At 65.9% G+C, this 19,665-nt stretch carries 17 protein-coding genes; 8 read left to right on the plus strand and 9 right to left on the minus strand.

The genetic code is table 11. The annotated features are described in order from the left end of the window. Window positions 1-94: 94 nt before the first annotated feature. Window positions 95-1,567, minus strand: a complete 1,473-nt coding sequence (locus CLU86_RS00280; protein WP_099740164.1) for a deoxyribodipyrimidine photo-lyase — start codon at window positions 1,565-1,567, stop codon at window positions 95-97. Between the two features lie 21 nt (window positions 1,568-1,588). Here CLU86_RS00280 and CLU86_RS00285 point away from each other — a divergent pair, with 21 nt between their 5' ends. From CLU86_RS00285 to CLU86_RS00315, 7 genes are all read left to right on the plus strand, one after another. Continuing rightward, a complete protein-coding gene (locus CLU86_RS00285; protein WP_099658090.1) occupies window positions 1,589-2,188 on the plus strand; it encodes a YqgE/AlgH family protein in 600 nt (199 codons plus the stop codon). Further along, the gene (ruvX, locus tag CLU86_RS00290) at window positions 2,185-2,604 is read left to right on the plus strand and encodes a Holliday junction resolvase RuvX (RefSeq protein ID WP_099740165.1); all 420 of its coding nucleotides are present in this window, start codon (window positions 2,185-2,187) and stop codon (window positions 2,602-2,604) included. Before CLU86_RS00285 ends, ruvX begins: the two co-directional genes overlap by 4 nt. Further along, window positions 2,601-3,122 carry a bifunctional pyr operon transcriptional regulator/uracil phosphoribosyltransferase PyrR gene (gene pyrR, locus CLU86_RS00295; protein WP_099740166.1) on the plus strand — a complete coding sequence of 174 codons (522 nt, stop codon included), beginning with the start codon at window positions 2,601-2,603 and terminating at the stop codon, window positions 3,120-3,122. Before ruvX ends, pyrR begins: the two co-directional genes overlap by 4 nt. Before the next feature lie 2 nt (window positions 3,123-3,124). Beyond that, window positions 3,125-4,087, plus strand: a complete 963-nt coding sequence (locus CLU86_RS00300) for an aspartate carbamoyltransferase catalytic subunit (RefSeq protein ID WP_099659029.1) — start codon at window positions 3,125-3,127, stop codon at window positions 4,085-4,087. A 197-nt stretch (window positions 4,088-4,284) separates the two neighbouring features. Beyond that, complete coding sequence (locus tag CLU86_RS00305; RefSeq protein WP_099740167.1) at window positions 4,285-5,586, plus strand: dihydroorotase; 1,302 nt, start codon at window positions 4,285-4,287, stop codon at window positions 5,584-5,586. Between the two features lie 45 nt (window positions 5,587-5,631). Then, window positions 5,632-6,372 carry a 1-acyl-sn-glycerol-3-phosphate acyltransferase gene (locus CLU86_RS00310; RefSeq protein WP_099740168.1) on the plus strand — a complete coding sequence of 247 codons (741 nt, stop codon included), beginning with the start codon at window positions 5,632-5,634 and terminating at the stop codon, window positions 6,370-6,372. Window positions 6,373-6,635: 263 nt separating this feature from the next. Beyond that, a complete protein-coding gene (locus CLU86_RS00315) occupies window positions 6,636-7,799 on the plus strand; it encodes a Yip1 family protein (RefSeq protein ID WP_099740169.1) in 1,164 nt (387 codons plus the stop codon). A 124-nt stretch (window positions 7,800-7,923) separates the two neighbouring features. Here CLU86_RS00315 and CLU86_RS00320 read toward each other — a convergent pair whose 3' ends face one another. Together CLU86_RS00320 and CLU86_RS00325 are read right to left on the minus strand one after the other, a co-directional pair. Continuing rightward, window positions 7,924-9,570 carry a methyl-accepting chemotaxis protein gene (locus CLU86_RS00320; RefSeq protein ID WP_099743189.1) on the minus strand — a complete coding sequence of 549 codons (1,647 nt, stop codon included), beginning with the start codon at window positions 9,568-9,570 and terminating at the stop codon, window positions 7,924-7,926. Between the two features lie 247 nt (window positions 9,571-9,817). Continuing rightward, on the minus strand, window positions 9,818-10,885 hold the full coding sequence (locus CLU86_RS00325) for an ABC transporter ATP-binding protein (protein WP_099740170.1): 1,068 nt from the start codon (window positions 10,883-10,885) through the stop codon (window positions 9,818-9,820). Window positions 10,886-11,026: 141 nt separating this feature from the next. Between CLU86_RS00325 and CLU86_RS00330 the strand changes: the two genes are divergently transcribed. After that, the gene (locus CLU86_RS00330) at window positions 11,027-12,655 is read left to right on the plus strand and encodes an iron ABC transporter permease (RefSeq protein ID WP_099743190.1); all 1,629 of its coding nucleotides are present in this window, start codon (window positions 11,027-11,029) and stop codon (window positions 12,653-12,655) included. 125 nt (window positions 12,656-12,780) lie between these two features. On the opposite strand, the gene CLU86_RS00335 is transcribed toward CLU86_RS00330, so the two are convergent. From CLU86_RS00335 to CLU86_RS00360, 6 genes are all read right to left on the minus strand, one after another. Then, complete coding sequence (locus tag CLU86_RS00335) at window positions 12,781-13,098, minus strand: hypothetical protein (protein WP_099740171.1); 318 nt, start codon at window positions 13,096-13,098, stop codon at window positions 12,781-12,783. Further along, window positions 13,095-14,792 (minus strand): peptidase, encoded by a 1,698-nt coding sequence (locus CLU86_RS00340; RefSeq protein WP_099740172.1) that lies wholly within the window; start codon window positions 14,790-14,792, stop codon window positions 13,095-13,097. The genes CLU86_RS00335 and CLU86_RS00340 overlap by 4 nt, the downstream gene beginning before the upstream one ends. A gap of 15 nt (window positions 14,793-14,807) precedes the next feature. Then, on the minus strand, window positions 14,808-16,943 hold the full coding sequence (locus CLU86_RS00345; protein ID WP_233194714.1) for a TonB-dependent siderophore receptor: 2,136 nt from the start codon (window positions 16,941-16,943) through the stop codon (window positions 14,808-14,810). Between the two features lie 323 nt (window positions 16,944-17,266). Beyond that, window positions 17,267-17,635 (minus strand): DUF2946 family protein, encoded by a 369-nt coding sequence (locus tag CLU86_RS00350; protein ID WP_099740173.1) that lies wholly within the window; start codon window positions 17,633-17,635, stop codon window positions 17,267-17,269. A 70-nt stretch (window positions 17,636-17,705) separates the two neighbouring features. Next, a complete protein-coding gene (locus tag CLU86_RS00355) occupies window positions 17,706-18,455 on the minus strand; it encodes a LytTR family DNA-binding domain-containing protein (RefSeq protein ID WP_099740174.1) in 750 nt (249 codons plus the stop codon). Beyond that, window positions 18,452-19,654 carry a sensor histidine kinase gene (locus tag CLU86_RS00360; protein ID WP_099740175.1) on the minus strand — a complete coding sequence of 401 codons (1,203 nt, stop codon included), beginning with the start codon at window positions 19,652-19,654 and terminating at the stop codon, window positions 18,452-18,454. The genes CLU86_RS00355 and CLU86_RS00360 overlap by 4 nt, the downstream gene beginning before the upstream one ends. Window positions 19,655-19,665 lie beyond the last annotated feature (11 nt).

The raw sequence follows: 19,665 nt of genomic DNA on the forward strand, positions 1-19,665 counted from the left end.
GCACCACGCACAAAGGGCGCCCTGCGGGGCGCCTTTTTCATGGGCGGGATGCGGCTGGTGTGGGGCTTTGCCCCACCTGCCGCCTTCGCGGACTCTAGGACGTCGCTGCTTTCACTACTGCATAGCGCTCCAGCGTCCGCTGACGCGCCTCGTCGTGCTGCACGATGGGGTAGGGGTAGGTGTGGCCCAGGCTCACCCCGGCTTCTTGCAACTCCAGCGGCTTGGCCTCCCAGGGGGCGTGCAGCGCGGCGTTGCGCAGGTGGGCCAGCTGCGGCAGATAGCGGCGTATGAACTTGCCGTCCGGGTCAAATTTTTCACTCTGGCTGACGGGGTTAAAGATGCGGAAGTAAGGCTGCGCATCACATCCGCTCGAGCTGGCCCACTGCCAGCCGCCGTTGTTGGCAGCCAGATCAAAGTCATTGAGTTGCTGTGCGAAATACTGCTCGCCCCAGCGCCAGTCAATGCCCAGGTCCTTCACCAAAAAGCTGGCCACCACCATGCGCAGGCGGTTGTGCATGTAGCCGGTCTGGTTGAGCTGTGCCATGGCCGCATCGACCAGGGGGTAGCCTGTTTGCCCATTGCACCAGGCTTGGAACAGCACCTGGGCTGCCTCGCCTTGCTCCCATGCAATGGCGTCGTAGGCGGGCTTGAAGCTGTGCTCCACCACATGCGGGTGGTGGTAAAGGATCTGAAAGTAAAAATCACGCCAGATCAGCTCGCTCAGCCACGTGGTAGCGCCTGGATTGCCCTGCAGTGCCAAGGCGTGCGCGGTGCGGGCCAGCAAGCGGGGCGAGATGGTGCCAAAGCGCAAATGCACGCTCAGGTAGCTTGGTCCCTTCACGGCCGGAAAGTTGCGCGTGTCCTCGTAGCGCTCGATGCGCTGCAGAAAATCGTCAAACAATTGCTGCGCCCCCCGGCTGCCGGTGGGCAGCTTCAGTTGCGCCAGCGCCGTGGGCTCAAAGCCGATATCGCCCAGCGTGGGCACGGGTTGCGCATGGGCCGCAGGCCGGGGCGCTAGGCGGTGCGCGTGGCGCTCCACCGGGTAGCTTTTCAGGTAAAACGCGTTCACCTTGCGCAGCCAGGCATTTTTGTAGGGGGTGAACACGCTGTATGGCGTGCCCGACTGGGTGAGCACCTCGCCGCGCTCCAGCACCGTGTGGTCTTTGTAGGTGTGCAGGGCCATGCCGCTGCGCGCCAGCTGGGTGCGCACCGCGCTGTCACGCTGCAGGGCCTGGGGCTCGTCGTCGTGGTTGGTGAAGACGGCTTGGGCGCCCAGGGCTTGGGCCAGCTGCGGCACCGCATTGGCTGCCGCCGCGTGCAGCACGATGAGGCCTCCCTGGCCATGGCTGCTCAGCTCACGCAGGTGTGCGTCCAGCTCCACCAGCGATTCAAGGATGAACTCCACGCGCCGGTCGGCACGGGGCAGGGGGGCAAGAATGTCGGTATCGAAAACAAACACGCAATGCACTTGCTGGCATTGGGTCAGTGCGTGGTACAGGGCGGCATGGTCCAGTGCGCGCAGGTCGCGTCGGAACCAGACAAGGCCGGTGGCGTAAGAAGGCTCCATGTTCACCGTTAAAATTGGGCAATGTCTTCCGATTCTGCGCCCATCAATCTGACGCATCATTTTTTGATCGCCATGCCCGGTCTTGAAGATGAGTCTTTCGCGCGCAGTGTGGTGTACCTGTGCGAGCACAGCGAACGCGGTGCGCTCGGGCTCATCATCAACAAACCCTCCGATATCACCCTCAAAGGCCTGTTTGACAAGGTCGATCTGTCCTTGCGCCGCGATGACCTGACCCAGACGCCCGTGTTCCAGGGCGGCCCGGTGCAGACCGAGCGCGGTTTTGTGCTGCATGAGCCCATGCTCGCAGGCAGCGAGGCAAACGATGAGTCGGCCTACGCGTCCAGCATGGCCATCCCAGGCGGCTTGGCGATGACCACGTCCAAAGATGTGCTGGAGGCTCTGTCCACCGGCGCGGGACCGCGCCGCGTGCTGGTCACGCTGGGCTATTCGTCCTGGGGTGAGGGCCAGCTGGAGTCTGAACTGGCCGAAAACGCCTGGCTCACCGTCGGCGCGGATTTGTCTGTGATTTTTGACACCCCCGTGCCCGAGCGCTATGACCGGGCCCTGGGTTTGCTGGGCCTGCAGGCCTGGATGCTCTCTCCTGAGGCGGGGCACGCATGACCGGGCTTCCCGTTCAGCCCGCCGTTCCCGCGCAGTTTCAGACTTTTCTTGCTTTTGATTTTGGGCTCAAGCGCACGGGGGTGGCCTCGGGCAACCGACTGCTGCGCACCGCCAGCCCGCAAGAGACCATCAAGGCCGAGGGCGATGCCCGCTTTGCCCAGGTGGCCCTGCGCATCAAAGAGTGGCAGCCTGACGCGCTGGTGATTGGCGTGCCCTACCACCCCGACGGCGCCAGCCACGAGAACACGCAGCGTGCCCTGAAGTTCGGCCGCCAACTGCGCGGGCGCTTTGGCCTGCAGGTGTTTGAGGTGGATGAGCGCTACAGCACCACCGAAGCCATCGCCAGTGGCGCCAAGGACGCCGACGCCGCCTCGGCCTGCATCATCCTGGAACAGTTTTTGAGGAACCTCCCATGACGACTTCTCCTGCCGGCCAGGCCGGCAGCCTCGTGCTCGACGCCGAGGCCCTGTACCGCGAGCTGCTGCGCGGTGTGCGCAGCATGCTGACCCCCACCACGCGCCTGGCGGGCATTGCCTCGGGCGGCGCCTGGCTGGCCGAACGCCTGCAAAAAGACCTGGGCCTGGAAGGGCCCGCCGGGGTGCTGTCTTCGGTCATGCACCGCGATGACTTTGCCCAGCGAGGGCTGGCCGCTGGTGCGCAAACGGCGCTGCCCTTCGACGTGAACGGCGCCAATGTGCTGGTGCTCGACGACGTGCTCTACACCGGCCGCACCATCCGCGCCGTGCTCAACGAGCTGTTCGACTACGGCCGCCCCGCCAGCGTGCGCCTGGCCGTGCTGGTGGACCGGGGCGGGCGCGAGCTGCCCGTGCAGGCCGACTTTGCCGCCGCCCGCGTGGCGTTGCCGGGCAGCCAGTCGCTGGCCCTGGCGCGCAATGACCAGGGCACTTTCCAGTTCCAAGTCCAGGAGGCGTGACCGTGCTGCACAAGCGCAACCCCCAACTCAACAAGAACGGCGAGCTGATCCATCTGCTCTCCATCGAAGGCCTGCCGCGCGACATCGTCACGCACATCCTCGACACCGCCGCCAACTTCGTGAGCGTGAACGACCGCGAGGTCAAGAAGGTGCCCCTCTTGCGTGGCAAAAGCGTGTTCAACCTGTTCTTTGAGAACAGCACCCGCACGCGCACCACGTTCGAGATCGCGGCCAAGCGCCTGTCGGCCGACGTGCTCAACCTCGACATCGCGCGCAGCTCGGCCAGCAAGGGCGAGTCGCTGCTCGACACCATCGCCAACCTGTCGGCCATGGCGGCTGACCTGTTCGTGGTGCGGCACAGCGAGTCGGGGGCACCGTACCTGATCGCCCAGCATGTGGCGCCCCATGTGCATGTGATCAACGCGGGCGATGGCCGCCATGCCCACCCCACGCAGGGGCTGCTGGACATGTACACCATCCGCCACTACAAAAAAGACTTTTCAAACCTCACGGTGGCCATCGTGGGCGACGTGCTGCACTCGCGCGTGGCGCGCTCCGACATCCACGGCCTCACCACCCTGGGCTGTGCCGAAGTGCGCGTGGTGGGCCCGCGCACGCTGGTGCCCAGCGACATGGCGCAGATGGGTGTGCGCGTGTGCCACACGCTCGAAGAAGGTATCAAGGACGCGGATGTGATCATCACCCTGCGCCTGCAGAACGAGCGCATGAGTGGTGCGCTGCTGCCATCGAGCCAGGAGTACTTCAAGAGCTTTGGCCTCACACAGGAGAAGCTGCAGCTGGCCAAGCCCGATGCCATCGTGATGCACCCCGGCCCCATCAACCGGGGGGTCGAGATCGACTCCGCCGTGGTGGACGGCAAGCAGAGCGTGATCCTGCCGCAGGTGACGTTCGGTATCGCTGTGCGCATGGCGGTCATGTCCATCGTTGCCGGAAATGAAGCCTAACCCCCTGAGCCGCTTCGCGTCTTCCCCCAAGGGGGACGCCCCCAGTGGCCCGGCGAAGCCGGTTCCACGGGGGCACTGGCATTCGGTCGGCTGTGGTGCGAATAGCCGGGCAAAATGTTGAGCGGTATGAATGCTATGTATTTAATAGCTGCTAGCGCTTATCCATCAAGCGATAGCGGCCAATTTGGCTTGAAATCATGAAAATCCTGATCCAGAACGGCCGTGTGATCGACCCCGCCTCGGGCCTTGACCAGATTGGCGACGTCGCCGTGGCGGCGGGCCGCATCGTGGGCCTGAACCGCACCCCGGCCGATTTCGCCCCCACCCGCACCATCGATGCGTCGGGCTGCATCGTCCTGCCCGGTTTGGTGGACTTGGCTGCGCGCCTGCGCGAGCCCGGCCATGAGCACGAAGGCATGCTCGAATCCGAAATGGCCGCCGCCGTGGCCGGGGGCGTGACCAGCCTGGTCTGCCCGCCCGACACCGACCCCGTGCTCGATGAGCCCGGCCTGGTCGAGATGCTCAAGTTCCGCGCCGAAAAGCTGCACCAGTCGCGCCTGTTCCCACTGGGCGCCCTCACGCGCAGCTTGACAGGCGAGGTGCTGACCGAGATGGCCGAGCTGACCGAGTCCGGTTGCGTCGGCTTCGGCCAGGCCGAAGTGCCCTTGGCCAGCACCCAGGTGCTGCAGCGCGCCTTGCAGTACGCCGCCACCTTTGGCTACACCGTCTGGCTGCGCCCGCAAGAGATGCACCTGGGCAAGGGCGTGGCCGCCAGTGGCCCGCTGGCCACGCGCCTGGGCCTGTCGGGCGTGCCCGTGGCAGCCGAGACCATTGCGCTGCACACCATTTTTGAACTGCTCAAGACCACCGGCGCTCGCGTGCACCTGTGCCGCATCAGCAGCGCTGCCGGTGTGGAGCTGGTGCGCCGCGCCAAGGCCGATGGCCTCAAGGTCACGGCCGACGTGAGCATCAACTCGCTGCACCTCACCGACGTGGACATCGGCTTCTTTGACAGCCGCGCCCGCCTGTCGCCCCCGCTGCGCCAGCAGCGCGACCGCGATGCGCTCAGCGCTGCGCTGGCCGACGGCACCATCGACGCCCTGGTGTCCGACCACAACCCCGTGGACGAAGACGCCAAGACCTTGCCTTTTGCCGAGGCCGAGCCCGGCGCCACTGGGCTAGAGCTGCTGCTGTCGCTGGCACTCAAGTGGTCGCAAGACCAAGGCGTGCCGCTGCCGCGCGCGCTGGCCGCCATCACCGCCGAGCCCGCCCGCGTGCTGGGCACGGCTCTGGGCACCCTGCAAGCCAGCGTGGGCCAGCTCGTGGAAGGCGGTGTGGCCGACCTGTGCGTGTTCGACCCCCAGGCCGCATGGACGGTGCAGGCCGATGCCCTGCGCAGCCAGGGCAAGCACACGCCCTTCTCGGGTTACGAGCTGCCCGGCAGCGTGCGCGCCACGGTCGTCGGCGGGCAAGTGGCCTTTGAGCGTGAGCCAGGCTGAGTTGGGATTGCGGCGGTGTAGGCAACCCGCAGGCAGGCCCGCACCATGAAGGCCTTGCGTGCCATCTGGCGCATGCTGCGCCTGCTGGGCCATTTGCTCAAGGGGCTGTGGGTGGTCACCCTGCAATTCCCCCGGCTGACGCCCGAGCAGCAATACATCCGTGTGCAGGCCTGGTCGCAGCAGATGCTGGCCTGCGTGGGCATTTCGCTGCGGGTGCAGGGCCAGCCGCCGGTCGGTGGGCCCGTCATGCTGGTGGCCAACCACATCTCGTGGCTGGATATTCCGGTCATGCACGCTGCGCGCCATTGCTGTTTCATCTCCAAGTCAGACGTGCAAGGCTGGCCACTGATTGGCACCCTGGCCACGGCGGCGGGCACGCTGTACATCGAGCGCAGCTCGCGCCGCGACGCCATGCGCATGGTGCGCACCATGCAAGAGGCCCTGGAGCGGCACGAGGTGCTGGCGGTGTTCCCTGAAGGCACCACGGGCGACGGCCGCACCATGCTGCCGTTCCATGCCAATTTGCTGCAGGCTGCCGTGGTGGCCAATGCGCCGGTGCAGCCTGTGGGGCTCCGGTTTGTGGACCTTGCCAGCGGTGCCACGAGTTTTGCGCCCAGCTACATCGGCGACGAAACCCTGCTCGGCTCCATCTGGCGCACGCTCAGCGCCCCCGCCATCGAGGCCGTGGTGACTTACGGCGAGCCCGAAACCCCTCAGGGCCGTGACCGCCGCGCATGGGCGCTCCACCTGCAGGCTGTGGTAGACGGGCTGCGCCAGCAGGGTTGACGCACACCTTCCTGCGCACTTTTACACGGTTTTGCCAACGCACTGCGGCAACCCGTGTGCTTTTGCGGCCAACGTCCACTATCGTCCGCGCTTCCTGTCGCCAGCTTGCGGCGCAGGCCCATTGCACCCGTTCAGCCCTTGTCCCGCGCCCCGCGCAAAGACCAGGCGTCCGTGGCATGAGTCTGTGGCGCTGCTTGCGGTGTGTTTCTTCATTCGCCTGAGGCCCTGTGGTGCCTCCTCGCGAGCCAACCCAGGGCCTGCACATGCCATCCATCATTGACCGCGCCAAGCACCTTCTGCTCCAGCCCCAGCAAGCCTGGAGCACCATCGAGGCGGAGCCCACCGATACGCTCAGCCTGTTCAAGGGCTATGTCATGCCGCTGGCGCTCATCCCCGCACTGTGTGGCTTTGTGGGGATGTCGTTGATTGGTTTCAGCGTGTTCGGGGTGTCCGTGCGCGTGCCCCTGGTCTCAGGCCTGGTCAACATGGTGCTGTCGTATGCGCTGAGCCTGGTGGGTGTCTTTGTCCTTGGGCTGATCATTGATGCGCTGGCACCGACTTTCGGCGGGCAAAAGAGCCAGATCCAGGCCCTCAAGCTGGCGGCCTACTCCATGACCGCCGCCTTTGTGGGCGGTGTTTTCACCCTGCTGCCTGCGCTGTCCATGCTCGGCCTGCTGGCGGCCTTGTATTCGTTTTACCTGCTCTACACCGGCTTGCCGGTGCTGATGAAAAGTGCCCCGGACAAATCACTGGCCTACACGGCCGTGGTGGTGGTGGCCGCCATCGTGATGGGGCTGTTGATGATGGGGGTCAGCTCCCTTTTCACGCGCTCGCACGGCCCCTCGGTGGCGCTTGGCGGGGCTGGGGGCATGACGGTGAGCACCCCTTCCGGAAAAGTCTCGGTGGATGTCGCAGGCTTGGAGGCAGCCAGCCAGAAGATGCAAGAGGCGGCACGCCAGATGGAGAAAGCGCAAAACAGTGAAGCGCTGCCCGCACAGAGCCTGAAAGCGGCCTTGCCACAGCAATTGGGTGGCATGCCGCGCACTGCACTGGAAGTGCAAGACGGCGCCGCATTGGGCCTGCCCACAAGCCACGCCAGCGCCACCTACACCCAGGGTGACCGGCAAGTGAAGGTGGAGATCACCGATGCAGGGGCGCTGGGCCAGATGGCCGCGATGGCTGCAGGCATGGGCCAGTCAGAAAAAGAAGACGAAGTGCGTGTGGAAAAGACCTGGCAAGAGGGCGGTCGCACCTTGCGTCAGCGCTATCACAAGGACAACAGCCACGCAGAGTTCGATGTGGTTCTGAAGAACGGCGTCGTGCTCAGTGCGCGTGCCGACTACATGGATGTGCAGGCGCTGCAGGCCTTGCTGGCGCAGGTGAGCTGGTCTGGCATTGAAGCCCTGGAGCGCAAGGCAAAGTCCTGAACAGCGTGCTGGGTCCTGCGAACTCACATGCGGATTGGCCCACGCATCCGTGGACGGAGCGTGGGTTTGCAGTGGGTCCTGCGCATGGGGCTTGTGCTGGACGTGCCCGCTGGGCTGTCCGCGTTCAAGGCCTTGGCAGTGCGGGCAGCCCGTTACGTATCTGATTGCGCAACGGATCGCGCATCTGAAGCGGCTCGGCCCGCTCCGCAGGCAATACAAACTGGCTGATCAGGTGCGTCAGGTCATTGGCCTGGTGGCGCAGCCCTTCCGATGCGGCAGCAGACTCTTCCACCAGGGCCGAGTTTTGCTGCGTCATCTCGTCCAGCCGCGCCACGGCGGTGTTGATGTCGTGGATGTCGCGGGTTTGCGAATGGGTGGCGGCGCTGATGTCGCTGATCATGCCCGCCACGTTGCGGATCGACTCCACGATATGCCCCATGGTGTGGCCCGCGCCGTTGACCAGGGTGGTGCCGGCTTCCACGCTGTGGGCTGATGAGGCGATCAGCCCTTTGATCTCGCGGGCGGCAGCGCCCGCACGCATGGCCAGCTGGCGCACCTCGGCCGCCACCACGGCAAAGCCACGGCCTGCCTCGCCAGCGCGGGCGGCTTCCACGGCGGCGTTCAGCGCCAGGATGTTGGTCTGGAAGGCAATACTGTCGATCACCCCCGTGACCTCTTCCACCTTGCGCGATGACCGCTGGATGCCCTGCATGGTCTCGATGATTTGGGCCATTGCAGCGCCGCCTTCCTGGGCCACGGCCGATGCCTGGCTGGCCATCTGCTCTGCGCGCTGGGCGGTTTCGGTGGATTGCTGCAGGCGCTGTGTCACCTGCTCCAGCGCGGCGGCCGTCTGTTGCAGGCTTGATGCCGTGCCCTCGGTGCGCTCCGACAGGTCGGCATTGCCCTGCGCCATTTCGTGGGCTGCCAGGCGCACGTTGTGGGCCGATTGGCGCACCTGCGTCACCAGCGTGCGCAGGGCTTCTTGCATGGTGTTGAGCGCCAGCAGCAGCTGGCCCGCTTCGTCCCGTTCGTGGCCCGCAATGTCTTGGCGCAGGTCCAGGCTGGAGACCCGCTGCGCCGTAGCGCTGGCCACGCCGATGGGGCGCGAGATGCTGCGCACCAGCCACCAGGTCAGCACGCTGCCCAGCAACAGCGCCGCCGTGCAAAACAGGGCCAGCGCCCACTGGGCGTTGTGGCTGCGCTGGGCGATGTGGGCGCCTGCGGCGTCAATGGCGTTGCGCTGCGATTGGGCCAGTTGCTGCAAGGCGCCCAGCAGGGCGGCGGCGCTGGGCTCAAAGCGCTCGGCAAACACCTTGCGGATGCGCTCGGTCAGGCCAAAGTCGCGGGCGGTCACCAGCTCCTTCACGGCGACCTGAAAATCCTGCGCTTTGTTCTGGGTGTCGGTCAGCAAGGCCTGCTCAGCAGGGGCCTGTAGGCGGCTGGCCAGTTGGGCAATCAGGTCGCTGTACTGGGCCTGGGTGCGGCCAATGTCGGCCGCCAGAATCTCGCCCACTTCAGGCTCGGAACTCAAGGCCATGGCCTTGTAGCGCTCGGCATTGATGGACTGCAGTCGGTAGGCGTCGGCCACCAGGCGCTCGGTCACCACGTTGTCTTCGATGGCGTGGCGGGTGGCCGCATCGACCGTGCGCAGCGACCAGATGCCTATGGCCGAGCCCGCCAGCGTGAGCAGCAGAACAGCAATGAAAGTGGCCAGCAGGCGGCGGCCCAGGATGTTGGTGGTGCGTGGACGGGTGTCAACAAAAGCGGTCATGGCAGGTGCTTTCGCCCCTTTGTGGCGCATTGCTCAGCCGCTGGTGGCGGCAGGCTGGGCGCCAGCACTGCGGTGCGCAGGTAGGGGGCTCAACGGGCAACATCGCCCAGAGGTATTGGGCCTGCCATTTGTGACAATTTGTTTGCTTTTGAGGCGGGTGTGTGGTGTTTTGCTATTGAAAATATAGCTTTTAGCGCTTGTGTATCAAGCGCTAGAGCACTATTTGATCGTGAACCGCTAGTGCCAGTCAGGCCCCGCGCGCAAACGTCACCACATGGTCCACCTGCGCCTTGATGCCGATCCACTCGCCCACGGCGTGGTCGTGGTGGCTGGGCACATGGGCCATCACCTGCAGGCCGCTGCTCAGCTGCAGGGTGTACAAAAACTCCGAGCCGCGGAACGCCTTGCGCACGATTTGCGCCTGCACGGGGGCCTGGTCGTCGTGCACGATGTCGTCGGCGCGCAGCAGCACATCGCACTCGCCGCCGGGGTAGCTGCTGGGCAAGGGGCATTCGGCCAGGTCGGTCAAATCACCCAGGGGGGTTTGTGCCACTACGTTGCTGCCGCGCTGCACCAGTGTGGCCGGGGCAAACACACCGTGGCCGATGAAGTCGGCCACAAAGCGGGTGGCCGGGCGGTGGTACAGGGTGTAGGCGTCGTCCCACTGGTGCAGGTGGCCTTCGTGCATCACGCCAATCACATCGCCAATGGCAAAGGCCTCGAACTGGTCGTGGGTGACGAACAGCGCGGTGGCCCCGGCCGCCTTGAGGATGCCGCGCACCTCGTGCGCCAGGCGCTCGCGCAGGTCTACGTCGAGGTTGGAGAAAGGCTCGTCCAGCAGCATGAGCTGGGGGCGGGGCGCCAGCGCTCGGGCCAGGGCCACACGCTGCTGCTGGCCGCCCGATAGCTCGTGGGGATAGCGGTTTTCGCTGCCTGCCAGGCCCACCAGCTCCAGCACCTCGGCCACGCGCGCCGCTTGTTGGGCACGCGGCAATTGGTGGATGCCAAAGGCCACATTGCGGCCCACCGAGAGGTGAGGGAACAGTGCGTAGTCCTGAAACACCATGCCAATACGGCGCTGTTCGGGCGGCACGCTGCGCGTGGCGCTGCCCACCACTTCCTTGGTCAGCCGGATCTCGCCGCCCGAGACGGGCTCCAGCCCCGCCACAGCGCGCAGCAGTGTGGTTTTGCCGCAGCCGGAGGGGCCAATCAGCACGCCAATATCGCCTGCATGCAGGCCCAGCGAGACGCCTTGGACAGCCGCCTGTGCGCGGCCCGCGTAGCGCACATCGAGTTGGGAGACCTCTAAAAACATGCCGCCATTCTAGGTGGCTGGGGGCGAATGCTTAAAATTCGCATTTGCATCCTTGCCGTTGCGGTGCTCACACGGGCCTTGCCGCGCACACGGGCGGCTATTGCCGCTGCCTTCTTACCTCGCTTCCACAGATTGTTTGCTTTGCGCCGCAGCCCCTTTGCTTTACGTTCCCTGGCTTTGATCCTACTCGCTGGCGTGCTCGCCTTGCCGGTGCTGGCTGTTTTGGCGTCCTGGTTGCCTTTTGGGCAGGGCGACGCACAGGCGGGCGGCATCCTGCGCGAAATGGCCGCCACCGTGTTGCCGGGCTATGTGCTCACCACGCTGTGGCTGAGTGTGATGGTCGCCCTGGGCGCGGCCGTGGTGGGCACGGGCGCCGCGGCGGCGGTGACGCTGTTTGATTTTCCGGGGCGCCGCACGTTTGAATGGCTGCTGCTGCTGCCCTTGGCCATGCCAGCCTACGTCACGGCCTACGCGTACACCGACTTTTTGCAGTTCAGCGGCCCGCTGCAGGTGGGCCTGCGCAACGCCTTTGGGCTGGAGGGGCGCCTGCTGCCCGAGGTGCGCAGCCTGGGCGGCGCGGTGTGGGTGTTCATCTTTGCGTTGTACCCCTATGTGTACTTGCTGGCGCGCACGGCGTTGGGTGAGCGCGCTGCGCAACTCATGGAGGCTGCCCGCCTGTTGGGCGCGCCGCTGCCGCGCCGCATCCGCGCTGTGGCCCTGCCCCTGGCCCGCCCGGCGGTGGCGGCGGGGGTGGCACTGGTGCTGATGGAAACCCTGGCCGACTTTGGCGTGGCCAGCTACTTCGGCATCCAAACCTTCACCACCGGCATCTACAAAGCCTGGCTGTCGATGGACAACCGCCTGGCGGCAGCGCAGCTGGCCACCATGCTGCTGGTGGTGGTGCTGGCCCTGCTGCACCTGGAGCACCGGGCCCAAAAACGCATGCGCTTTGCCGCCGGGGGGGTGGGGCGTGCGGGCTCATCCGAGGCGCAGCCGCTGGTGCTGCGCGGCGGCTCGCGCGTGCTGGCCTGGGTGGTGTGCGTGGTGCCTGTGCTCATGGGTTTTGTGGCACCCATCGTGTTCATGCTGCGCCCGCTGGCGGCCGATTGGTCGGTGCTGCCGTGGGATCGGTTTGTGGAGTGGGCCTGGCACAGCGTGCGCCTGGGGGGCATCACGTCCGCCATCGCCGTGGCCCTGGCCCTGGTGCTGGCCTTTGCTGTGCGCCGCCGCCCCGATGGAGTGACGCGTGGCGTGGTGCAGCTGGCCAGCCTGGGTTATGCCGTGCCGGGCGCTGTGATTGTGGTGGGCTTGCTGCTGCCCGTGGGCTGGCTGCAGGCGGCGGCGCCGCAGTGGGGCATTGGTGCCCTGGTCACGGCCACGGCGGTGGGCATTGTGTGGGCGTACCTGGTGCGCTTTTGTGCTGTGGCGCTGCAGTCGGTGCAAAGCGGCTATGCGCGCATACCGGCCAGCCTGGACGACTCCGCCCGCATGCTGGGCATGGGGAGTGTGGGGCTCATGGCGCGGGTGCACTGGCCCTTGCTGCGCCGCTCTACCGCTGCCGCCGCGCTGCTGGTGTTTGTGGACGTGATGAAAGAGCTGCCTGCCACCATGGTGCTGCGCCCCTTCAACAGCGACACCCTGGCCGTGGTGGCCTACCAGCTGGCGCGCGACGAGCGCCTGGGTGAGGCCGCATTGCCCTCATTGGCGCTGGTGGCCGTGGGGCTGGTGCCGGTGATCTTGCTGAGCCGTACGTTGCGCAGCAAGGGGTGAGTGGCTGATTTTTAAGCTGCTGTTTGGGGCGCACACCCGCGCAAGGGCTTGGTTGCCACGCCCAATAAAAAAGCTGCCATGGGGCAGCTTTTTTATTGGGCACAGGCGCCGGGGCACCGTGGCGCTTACTCGCTCCAGTCAGAGTGCTTTTCGCACAGCTTGTTGGTTTCCTTGCCTTTGCGGGTTTCCGCAAACTTGACCAAATTGCCCTTGAAGTCATCAGGGGTCTCGTTCCACATGCAGGTGCACCAAGCCTGTGCCTTGGTTTGACCTTTGACAGGGCTTGGCTCATTGCCTCCCTCGTACAAACGGTCAGCGTACGTCAGGCACTGGGCATATTGCTTGTCTCCTGCGGGTGGGCGGTTGTAGCCACCCTGGGCGATGGCAACGCCCGCTGCCAGGGTCATGAGCACGGCGGCTGTGAAAGTTGTGGTTTTTTTCATCGTGTTTTTCTCTGATGGATGAAGCCTGGGGCTTTGGACTGTGGGGCAGACGCCCTGGCACCGGGGTGCGTGGACGAGCCGGCCGCAGTGTAACCATTGGAAACACTTTTGGTAAGCAGAAAACTCCCAGGGTTTCGCCGTGGCAGGCTCCAGGTACGCAACTTGAGCCTCAGTCTTCGCCAGCCCACCACCACACCGGTCAGGCTCAGGGCCGCACCACCCAGGCACAACAAGATCATCACGGCGTCCCACAAGGGGCGGCGCTCCAGCAGGGGCAGCCAGTCCCAACTGTGCAGCATGCCAAACAGCCAGCGGCTGGTGCGTCGGTGGCTGTCGGTGCGGCCCAGCACGGCGCCGGTGTGGGGGGCAATGTGCACCCAGGTGGCATGCGCATCGGCAAACACCACGCGCAGCACCGGCAGGGGCTTGTCGGTGCCGCCGGTCATGGTGTGTGCGGCGCGGTCGTAGTAATGCAGGTCGTAGTCGGTCAGGGTTTCGATGCGTTGTATCGGTGCATCCAGCAAGCGCGCGGCGGCGGCGGCCAGGGCTTCGGGCTCCAGGGTGTAGCGCCGTGCGGTGGTCGCATGTAGCACGGTGGGCGCGCCCGCAGACCCCCAGGCTTGCACCAGGGTGTGGCCTGCGGTGCGCACCCAGCGCAGTTCACGGGTATTCGGGGTGGCGTTGGCCAGCAGGGCCTGCACCGAAGCCAGCGGCGTGTTTGCCGCAGTGCTGATCTGCAGCGCTCCACCGTGCATGGCCGCAGTGCGCAAGGCGGGGGCGCCGCTGTCAAACACCTTCCAGGGGTTCATGGACAGGAGGCCGCTGAAGATCCAGGTGATGGTCACCAGCGCAAACAGCAGGCCCACCGTGTGGTGCCAGCGCAGCATGGCGCCGGGGTAGGGTGAGCGTGCCCCGCTTTTGTAGCGCGGGCCTGCAAAGCGCCAGCGCAGCACGCCAACCACCGTGCCGGTGAGGGCCAGTACCGTGCCGGCGATGGACAGCCAGTTCACGATGTCGGCCCAGTAGGCGTTGAAGGCGTTGCCGCGCAAGGGGTAGAGCCAATGGATCCAGCTGCCGACATAGTTCCACAGCCGCTCGGTGCGCGGTGCATCGCGTACCACCTCGCCCGTGGTGCCTGACACGTAGAGCCAGGTGCCTGCCTCATCGGGCAAGGCCAGCACATGCAGAGGGCGGTGCATGTCCAGCGCCCGTGAGTGGGTGAAGGCGTCCTCGTCCATCTGCCCCAAATGGCGTGGCCCGGCCCCGCCTGCACTGGCCTCAGCAAAGGCTTGGGCCGAAGCCATGGCGTGCTCGGCCGTTACCTCGCGCAGCACGGCGCCGGTGTTGGCATCGATGACCACCGGGGCTGCATTGCGGGTGCGTTTGCCTTGCGCGCCCTCGTCGGGCGCTGCTGGCGTGGCCAGGTACACCGCCCGCCCGCCGCTGGCCACGGCCAGGCGCAACTCCTGCAACGGGCCTGCCAAAGCGGCCGCTTGTAGCGCCTGCGCGGGCTCCAGCGCCACAGGCACGCCGCGCAAGGGCGGCAGGTGTTCCAGGCGCTCGGTGTGCGTGAGCTTGGGGTAGCCCACGTACATCATCACCAAGCCGGAGATGAACCACATGGCAAAGAAGCTGCACAGCAGCACCCCCAGCCAGCGGTGAACCAGATAGAGCCAGCGTTTGGCATGCCGCATGGTGAGCCTCTGCCTCTAAAACGCGGTGTGCAGCGTCACGTCCAGCGTGCGTGGTGCGCCCAGGTAGACCTGGTCGCGTGTCTCTTCTGCGTAGAGGCGGTCGGTGGCATTGCGCACGCGGCCCGTGAGGGTGGTGGTCTTGTTGATCTTCCAGGCCAGCCCCAGGTCCAGCAGCGTGTACGACGGCCAGAACTTGGTATTGGCCGCGTTGCCATACACCTTGCCTATATGGCGCACCCCTGCGCTCGCCGTGACGGTGGGTGTGATGGCATACGACGCCCACAGATTGGCCACTTGCTGCGGCACCAGCTGCGGCACGTTGCCTGCACGCGAGACGGCGCCTTGCACAAAGTTCTCATACCGCGCGCGGATCAGCGACAAATTCCCCTGCAGTTGCCATTGCGGCGTGGGGCGAATGCCCGCTGCCAGCTCGATCCCTTTGGACGACTGCTCGCCCACGAGCACTGTCAGGTTCGGGTTGGATGGGTCTTGCGATGCGATGTTTTTGCGGCGGATGTCAAACACTGCCACCGTGGCGCTGCCCTTGCCACCCCAGAAGTCGAACTTGCTGCCCACCTCGACCTGGCGGCCTGTGGTCAGCTCACTGTTGTTGCGCACATCGGCAAACGACGCCGAAGCCAGCGAGCCCGACGGTGGATCGGCGGCGTTGGAGGCTTGAGCATACAGGTTGGCGCCGGGAGCAATGTCCCACACTGCAGCCAGACGGCCCGTGGTGGGGCTGTAGCTACGGCTGAACGTTGAGGGCGCAGTGGCTGTGATGGCGCGGCGATTCACCAGGTCCAGCGCGATGCGTTCATGCCGCAGTGCGGTGACCAAGTTCACCCCCGACGTAACCAGAGTGCGGTTTTCCAGATACAGCGCGGTGTTGGTGATCTTGTTGTCTTTGTCAGGGGACAGGGCGGGCGACATGCCAGGAATGTCGAAGAAGTTCTCGGTGGTGAAGTTGTACGGATTGACTGTGCTCACGGTGACCGAGGGGCCGAACGGAAAACGCGTCTGCTTGTTCACGCTCACGTCCATACCAAACGCCCAGTCGCTTTTCTTGCCTGCCCACTGGCCTTGGTACGTGCCTTCCAGTCGGTCACCCACCAGCGTCTGGTCGTGCCGCTGCAGGTAAGGCGAGGTGCGGGTGACGGCGGTGTTGGCGGCGTTGAAGGTGTAGATCTCGACGTTGCGGTAGTCGCGCAGCGCGTCGTACACATAGAACGTGTTCTTGAGCTGTAGCGCATCGGACATGCGCCACTGCGCGACAGAGCGCAGCCACTGCACGCGATGCTCATACATGCCGTCAGCGCTGTTGTAGTTCTGAAAGCGCGTTGCAGGGTCAATGGCCAGAGCGCCCACAGCGGGGTTCAGTACCGGGGTGCCCCAGTACGGGCGATCCACATGGTCCTTCTGGTACTCGTAGGCCAGCGTGTGGGTGAGGCCGCCGCCCAGGTCCGACAGCAGCGAGGTTGCCAGCTGCGTGGCCTGGGTTTGGGTACCGTGGGTCCAGCTACCTGCGTCGCGGTGGTTGATGTCGACGCGTGCATAGTGCGCAGGGCTCGCGCTTTGTTCGCCGCCTGCGATTCGGCGGTTCAGCCCCACGGACACCTCTTTCAGGCCGTACGAGCCTAGGCGCAACTGTCCTTCTGCAAAGTCGCTGCGCTCGGCCGTCTTGGTGATGTAGTTGATGGAGCCGCCCACGCCGCCCGAGCCGTACAGGAAGCTGGATGCCCCGCCAATGGCCTCCACGCGGTCGTAGATCCAGCTGTCGACAGCGCGCGTGGCGCTGCCGTACTGCGGGTTGATACCGTTGTAGAGCTGGGCCACCGAGTTGGCGGTGAAGCCCCGGTAGTGCGCAGCCATGGAGCCGGGCGCGTTGTGCGCCACCACGCCAGGGATGGCCCGCAGGATCTCTTGCGTGTTCTGCGCGCCGCGTGCATCGATGGTGGATCGGTCCACCACGGTGACGGAGGCTGGGTTCTCACGCGCCGTCAGGCCCAGACGGCTGCCCGTGTCCACAGGGGTGTCCAGATGGAGTTTGCCGTTGGCCGTGGCGCCGCTGCCCATCACCTCCACCACAGGCAGGGCCGGGAGGGGCTCTGCCGCCGTGGCGTTTTGGGCCTGGGCTGTGGGGGTTGCCAGCATTGGCAACAGGGCCAGTGCCGCCGAAAGGCAGGCACTGAGGGGGCTCAATGGGCCCGGGGAACTCAGGGAGCTCCGTGGGTTGGGAGGCTCCTTGCGGGTGCAAAGGGGGGCATTCAAAAGGGGCAGGCGCACAGCGGCACCCAAGGCCGCAGCGCGGCGCGAAGCAGTGGAAGACATGAATAAGGCACTCTGAAAACGGCAGTGCAGCCACCAGCGGCGCCCAGGATGGCTACTGGGATTGCTGTGGGGGTCTGCCGTGCAAACGAACGAAGGCCTGCGTACCCCACGGCAATGCCGTCAGGCGCACGCAGAAAGCGAACGGATCAGAGGAGAGAGGGTGGGCCGCGCGCTGGCAGCGGCGCCGCTGTGGCTGCAGCGATGCGCGCTGCGGGCACAGGTTGCACTGCGTGGGCCAGCGTGCTGGTGGGCAGCGGGGGCTGGGCAGGGGACGGTGGCGGGGCCCCGTTGGCCTGCGCGCACAGAGGGCAGTCCATGCTTGTCGCGCCCATCTCGACCGCACCGTCGTCGGTTTGCAGCAGCCATTTGATGGCGCCCGAGCCCGAGCAAATGACCTCGAGCGACTGCGGATGCACCAGCGGTGATGCCACCGCCGCGCCGATGGAGGCAACGAACCACGCCAGCACCCACAGGCGCACAAGGCGCAAGAGGAAGAAGGTGCGTGGCAGTGGCATGGCGGGCGATTATGCCGGGCGCTTGGCACGCTGCTTTGCGCTGGCGCAGGGGCTCAGTGCTTCAAAGCGCTTATCGCGCGAGCTCCTCACGCACCGCCGCCACTTGCCGGCGCGATACCGATAGCACCTCTGTGGAGCCTTGCAGGCGCACGGCCCAGCCTTCGCCTTCTTCGGGGTCGTAGTGCTTCTCCAGCGCGCGCAACGCACGGCGGGCCACCAAGGCGTTGCGGTGAATGCGCATGAAGCGTGTGCCGTAGCGCGTCTCCAACTCGCTCAGCGAACCATCCATGATGAAGCTGCGGGTGGCAGTGCGCACGGTGACGTACTTTTGTTCGGCTTTGAAGTACAGCACTTCGGCCAGCGCCAGCCGCTCGGTACGTCCCCGGTCCTGAATGACCAGGGTCTCGCCCTCGGGCACGGTGGAGATGGCGGCCGGGGTGGCAGGCCGCTGCAGGCGCTGCACCTTGGCCAGTGCCTGTTGCAGGCGTTCGCGGCGCACGGGCTTGGTGAGGTAATCCACCGCGTCCAGCTCAAAGGCGCTCACGGCATGGTCGGCGTGGGCGGTGACGAACACCACGGCGGGTGGCTGCGGCAGGGCCTGTATGGCGTGGGCCAGGCACAGGCCGTCTTGCCCTGGCATGTGGATGTCCAACAGCACCACGTCAAACCCGCGCCCCCCTGTGGGGCTGAGCAGGCCCAGGGCTTCGCCCGTGTTGCTGGCCTCGGCCACGGTGGTACGCAGGGTGTCGGCGCAGTCGCTCAGCAGCGTGCGCAAGCGGCTTCGGGCCAGGGCTTCGTCGTCAACGATCAGTATGTTCATGGCGCAGGGCTTTTGGAGGTGGGCCTGGGGGCGGGGCGGCGCGGTTTGCGTTGTGCCTTGCGTGCGGCCAGGGCTTGCTCGGCTTTCAGGGCACGGCGCATGGTGCCTTCTACGGGCAGAGTGATGCGCACTTGGTAGAGGCCATCCTGCACCCCGGCGGTGAATTCGCCCTGCACATCGTGCAGCAGCGCCAGGCGGGCGCGCACATTGGCCAGCGCAATGCCGTGGCCACGCGACATTCCCTCTGTCTTGATGTGCGACGGCGGCAAAGTGTTGGTGATGCGCACCACCACGCGGCTACCGCGCAGTTCGGTCAACACCCGCAGCTTGCCGCCGCGCGGGCTCAGCTCGACCCCGTGCTTGACCGCGTTTTCCACCAGCGGCTGCAGCAGCAGTGGTGGCAGTCGAGCGGCATCGGTGCGTGGGTCCAGGTTCCATTGCACTTGCAGGCGGTGGCCAAAGCGCACTTCTTCAATGGCCAGATAGCGCTTGGCCAGGGTGATTTCTTCGGCCAGCGTGACCGATTCGCCCTGCTCGACAAGCGCATGCCGGAACAGGTCGCTCAGATCCTCCAGCAGCGACTCGGCCTTGGCGGGCTCTTCGCGTACCAGGGCAATGGCGCTGTTGAGGGTGTTGAACAAAAAATGCGGGCGAATGCGCGACTGCAGCTCCGTGAGGCGCGCTGTGGTTGCTGCGGGTGTGCGGCCCCGTGCGCGCAGCACCAGCGCTGCCACCAGCATGGCCGCCAGCAGTGCCCCAGAGGCCGCGCTCGCCAGCCAGGGCGAGGTGCCTGGGGCCACCCCAGCGAGCTTGAGCATGGCGCAGGCATAGGCCCCTGCCAGCGCCCCCAGCAACACCCCCGCGGTGTACTGGTGGGCGGTGCTCAGGCGCTGCAGCATCGTTTTCATGCTGCAGGCCGTGCCCAGCCAGGCCAGCGTGGCGGGCAGGGCCCCGCCAGTAATCAGGGCCACATTGGCCAGCCACTGGTAAAAGGTCTCGGCCCCGAACATGGTGCCCACACCCACCACGGCTTCCACAAACAGCACGGCGCGCAGGACCACGCCCAGTTGGCAGGCGTCAAACACCAAAGCCCGTCCCGCAGGTGCTTTGCCCCCTTGCGCAGACGGCTGCGCAGGCCCAAAAGAGGGCGCTTGTGCCGGAGCGGGGGGCGGGGTCGATAAAATTTGGGTGTTTTGCATTGCGGCATCCG

Origin of the sequence: Acidovorax sp. 62, from assembly GCF_002754495.1 — a bacterium.
Taxonomy (GTDB): domain Bacteria; phylum Pseudomonadota; class Gammaproteobacteria; order Burkholderiales; family Burkholderiaceae_C; genus Acidovorax.

Bases quoted from the DNA above. Each gene is read 5' to 3' on its own strand.
- CLU86_RS00280 (WP_099740164.1), bottom strand. From the start codon at position 1,567: ATGGAGCCTTCTTACGCCACCGGCCTTGTCTGGTTCCGACGCGACCTG.
- CLU86_RS00285 (WP_099658090.1), top strand. From the start codon at position 1,589: ATGTCTTCCGATTCTGCGCCCATCAATCTGACGCATCATTTTTTGATC.
- ruvX (WP_099740165.1), top strand. From the start codon at position 2,185: ATGACCGGGCTTCCCGTTCAGCCCGCCGTTCCCGCGCAGTTTCAGACT.
- pyrR (WP_099740166.1), top strand. From the start codon at position 2,601: ATGACGACTTCTCCTGCCGGCCAGGCCGGCAGCCTCGTGCTCGACGCC.
- CLU86_RS00305 (WP_099740167.1), top strand. From the start codon at position 4,285: ATGAAAATCCTGATCCAGAACGGCCGTGTGATCGACCCCGCCTCGGGC.
- CLU86_RS00310 (WP_099740168.1), top strand. From the start codon at position 5,632: ATGAAGGCCTTGCGTGCCATCTGGCGCATGCTGCGCCTGCTGGGCCAT.
- CLU86_RS00315 (WP_099740169.1), top strand. From the start codon at position 6,636: ATGCCATCCATCATTGACCGCGCCAAGCACCTTCTGCTCCAGCCCCAG.
- CLU86_RS00320 (WP_099743189.1), bottom strand. From the start codon at position 9,570: ATGACCGCTTTTGTTGACACCCGTCCACGCACCACCAACATCCTGGGC.
- CLU86_RS00325 (WP_099740170.1), bottom strand. From the start codon at position 10,885: ATGTTTTTAGAGGTCTCCCAACTCGATGTGCGCTACGCGGGCCGCGCA.
- CLU86_RS00335 (WP_099740171.1), bottom strand. From the start codon at position 13,098: ATGAAAAAAACCACAACTTTCACAGCCGCCGTGCTCATGACCCTGGCA.
- CLU86_RS00340 (WP_099740172.1), bottom strand. From the start codon at position 14,792: ATGCGGCATGCCAAACGCTGGCTCTATCTGGTTCACCGCTGGCTGGGG.
- CLU86_RS00345 (WP_233194714.1), bottom strand. From the start codon at position 16,943: ATGCTGGCAACCCCCACAGCCCAGGCCCAAAACGCCACGGCGGCAGAG.
- CLU86_RS00350 (WP_099740173.1), bottom strand. From the start codon at position 17,635: ATGCCACTGCCACGCACCTTCTTCCTCTTGCGCCTTGTGCGCCTGTGG.
- CLU86_RS00355 (WP_099740174.1), bottom strand. From the start codon at position 18,455: ATGAACATACTGATCGTTGACGACGAAGCCCTGGCCCGAAGCCGCTTG.
- CLU86_RS00360 (WP_099740175.1), bottom strand. From the start codon at position 19,654: ATGCAAAACACCCAAATTTTATCGACCCCGCCCCCCGCTCCGGCACAA.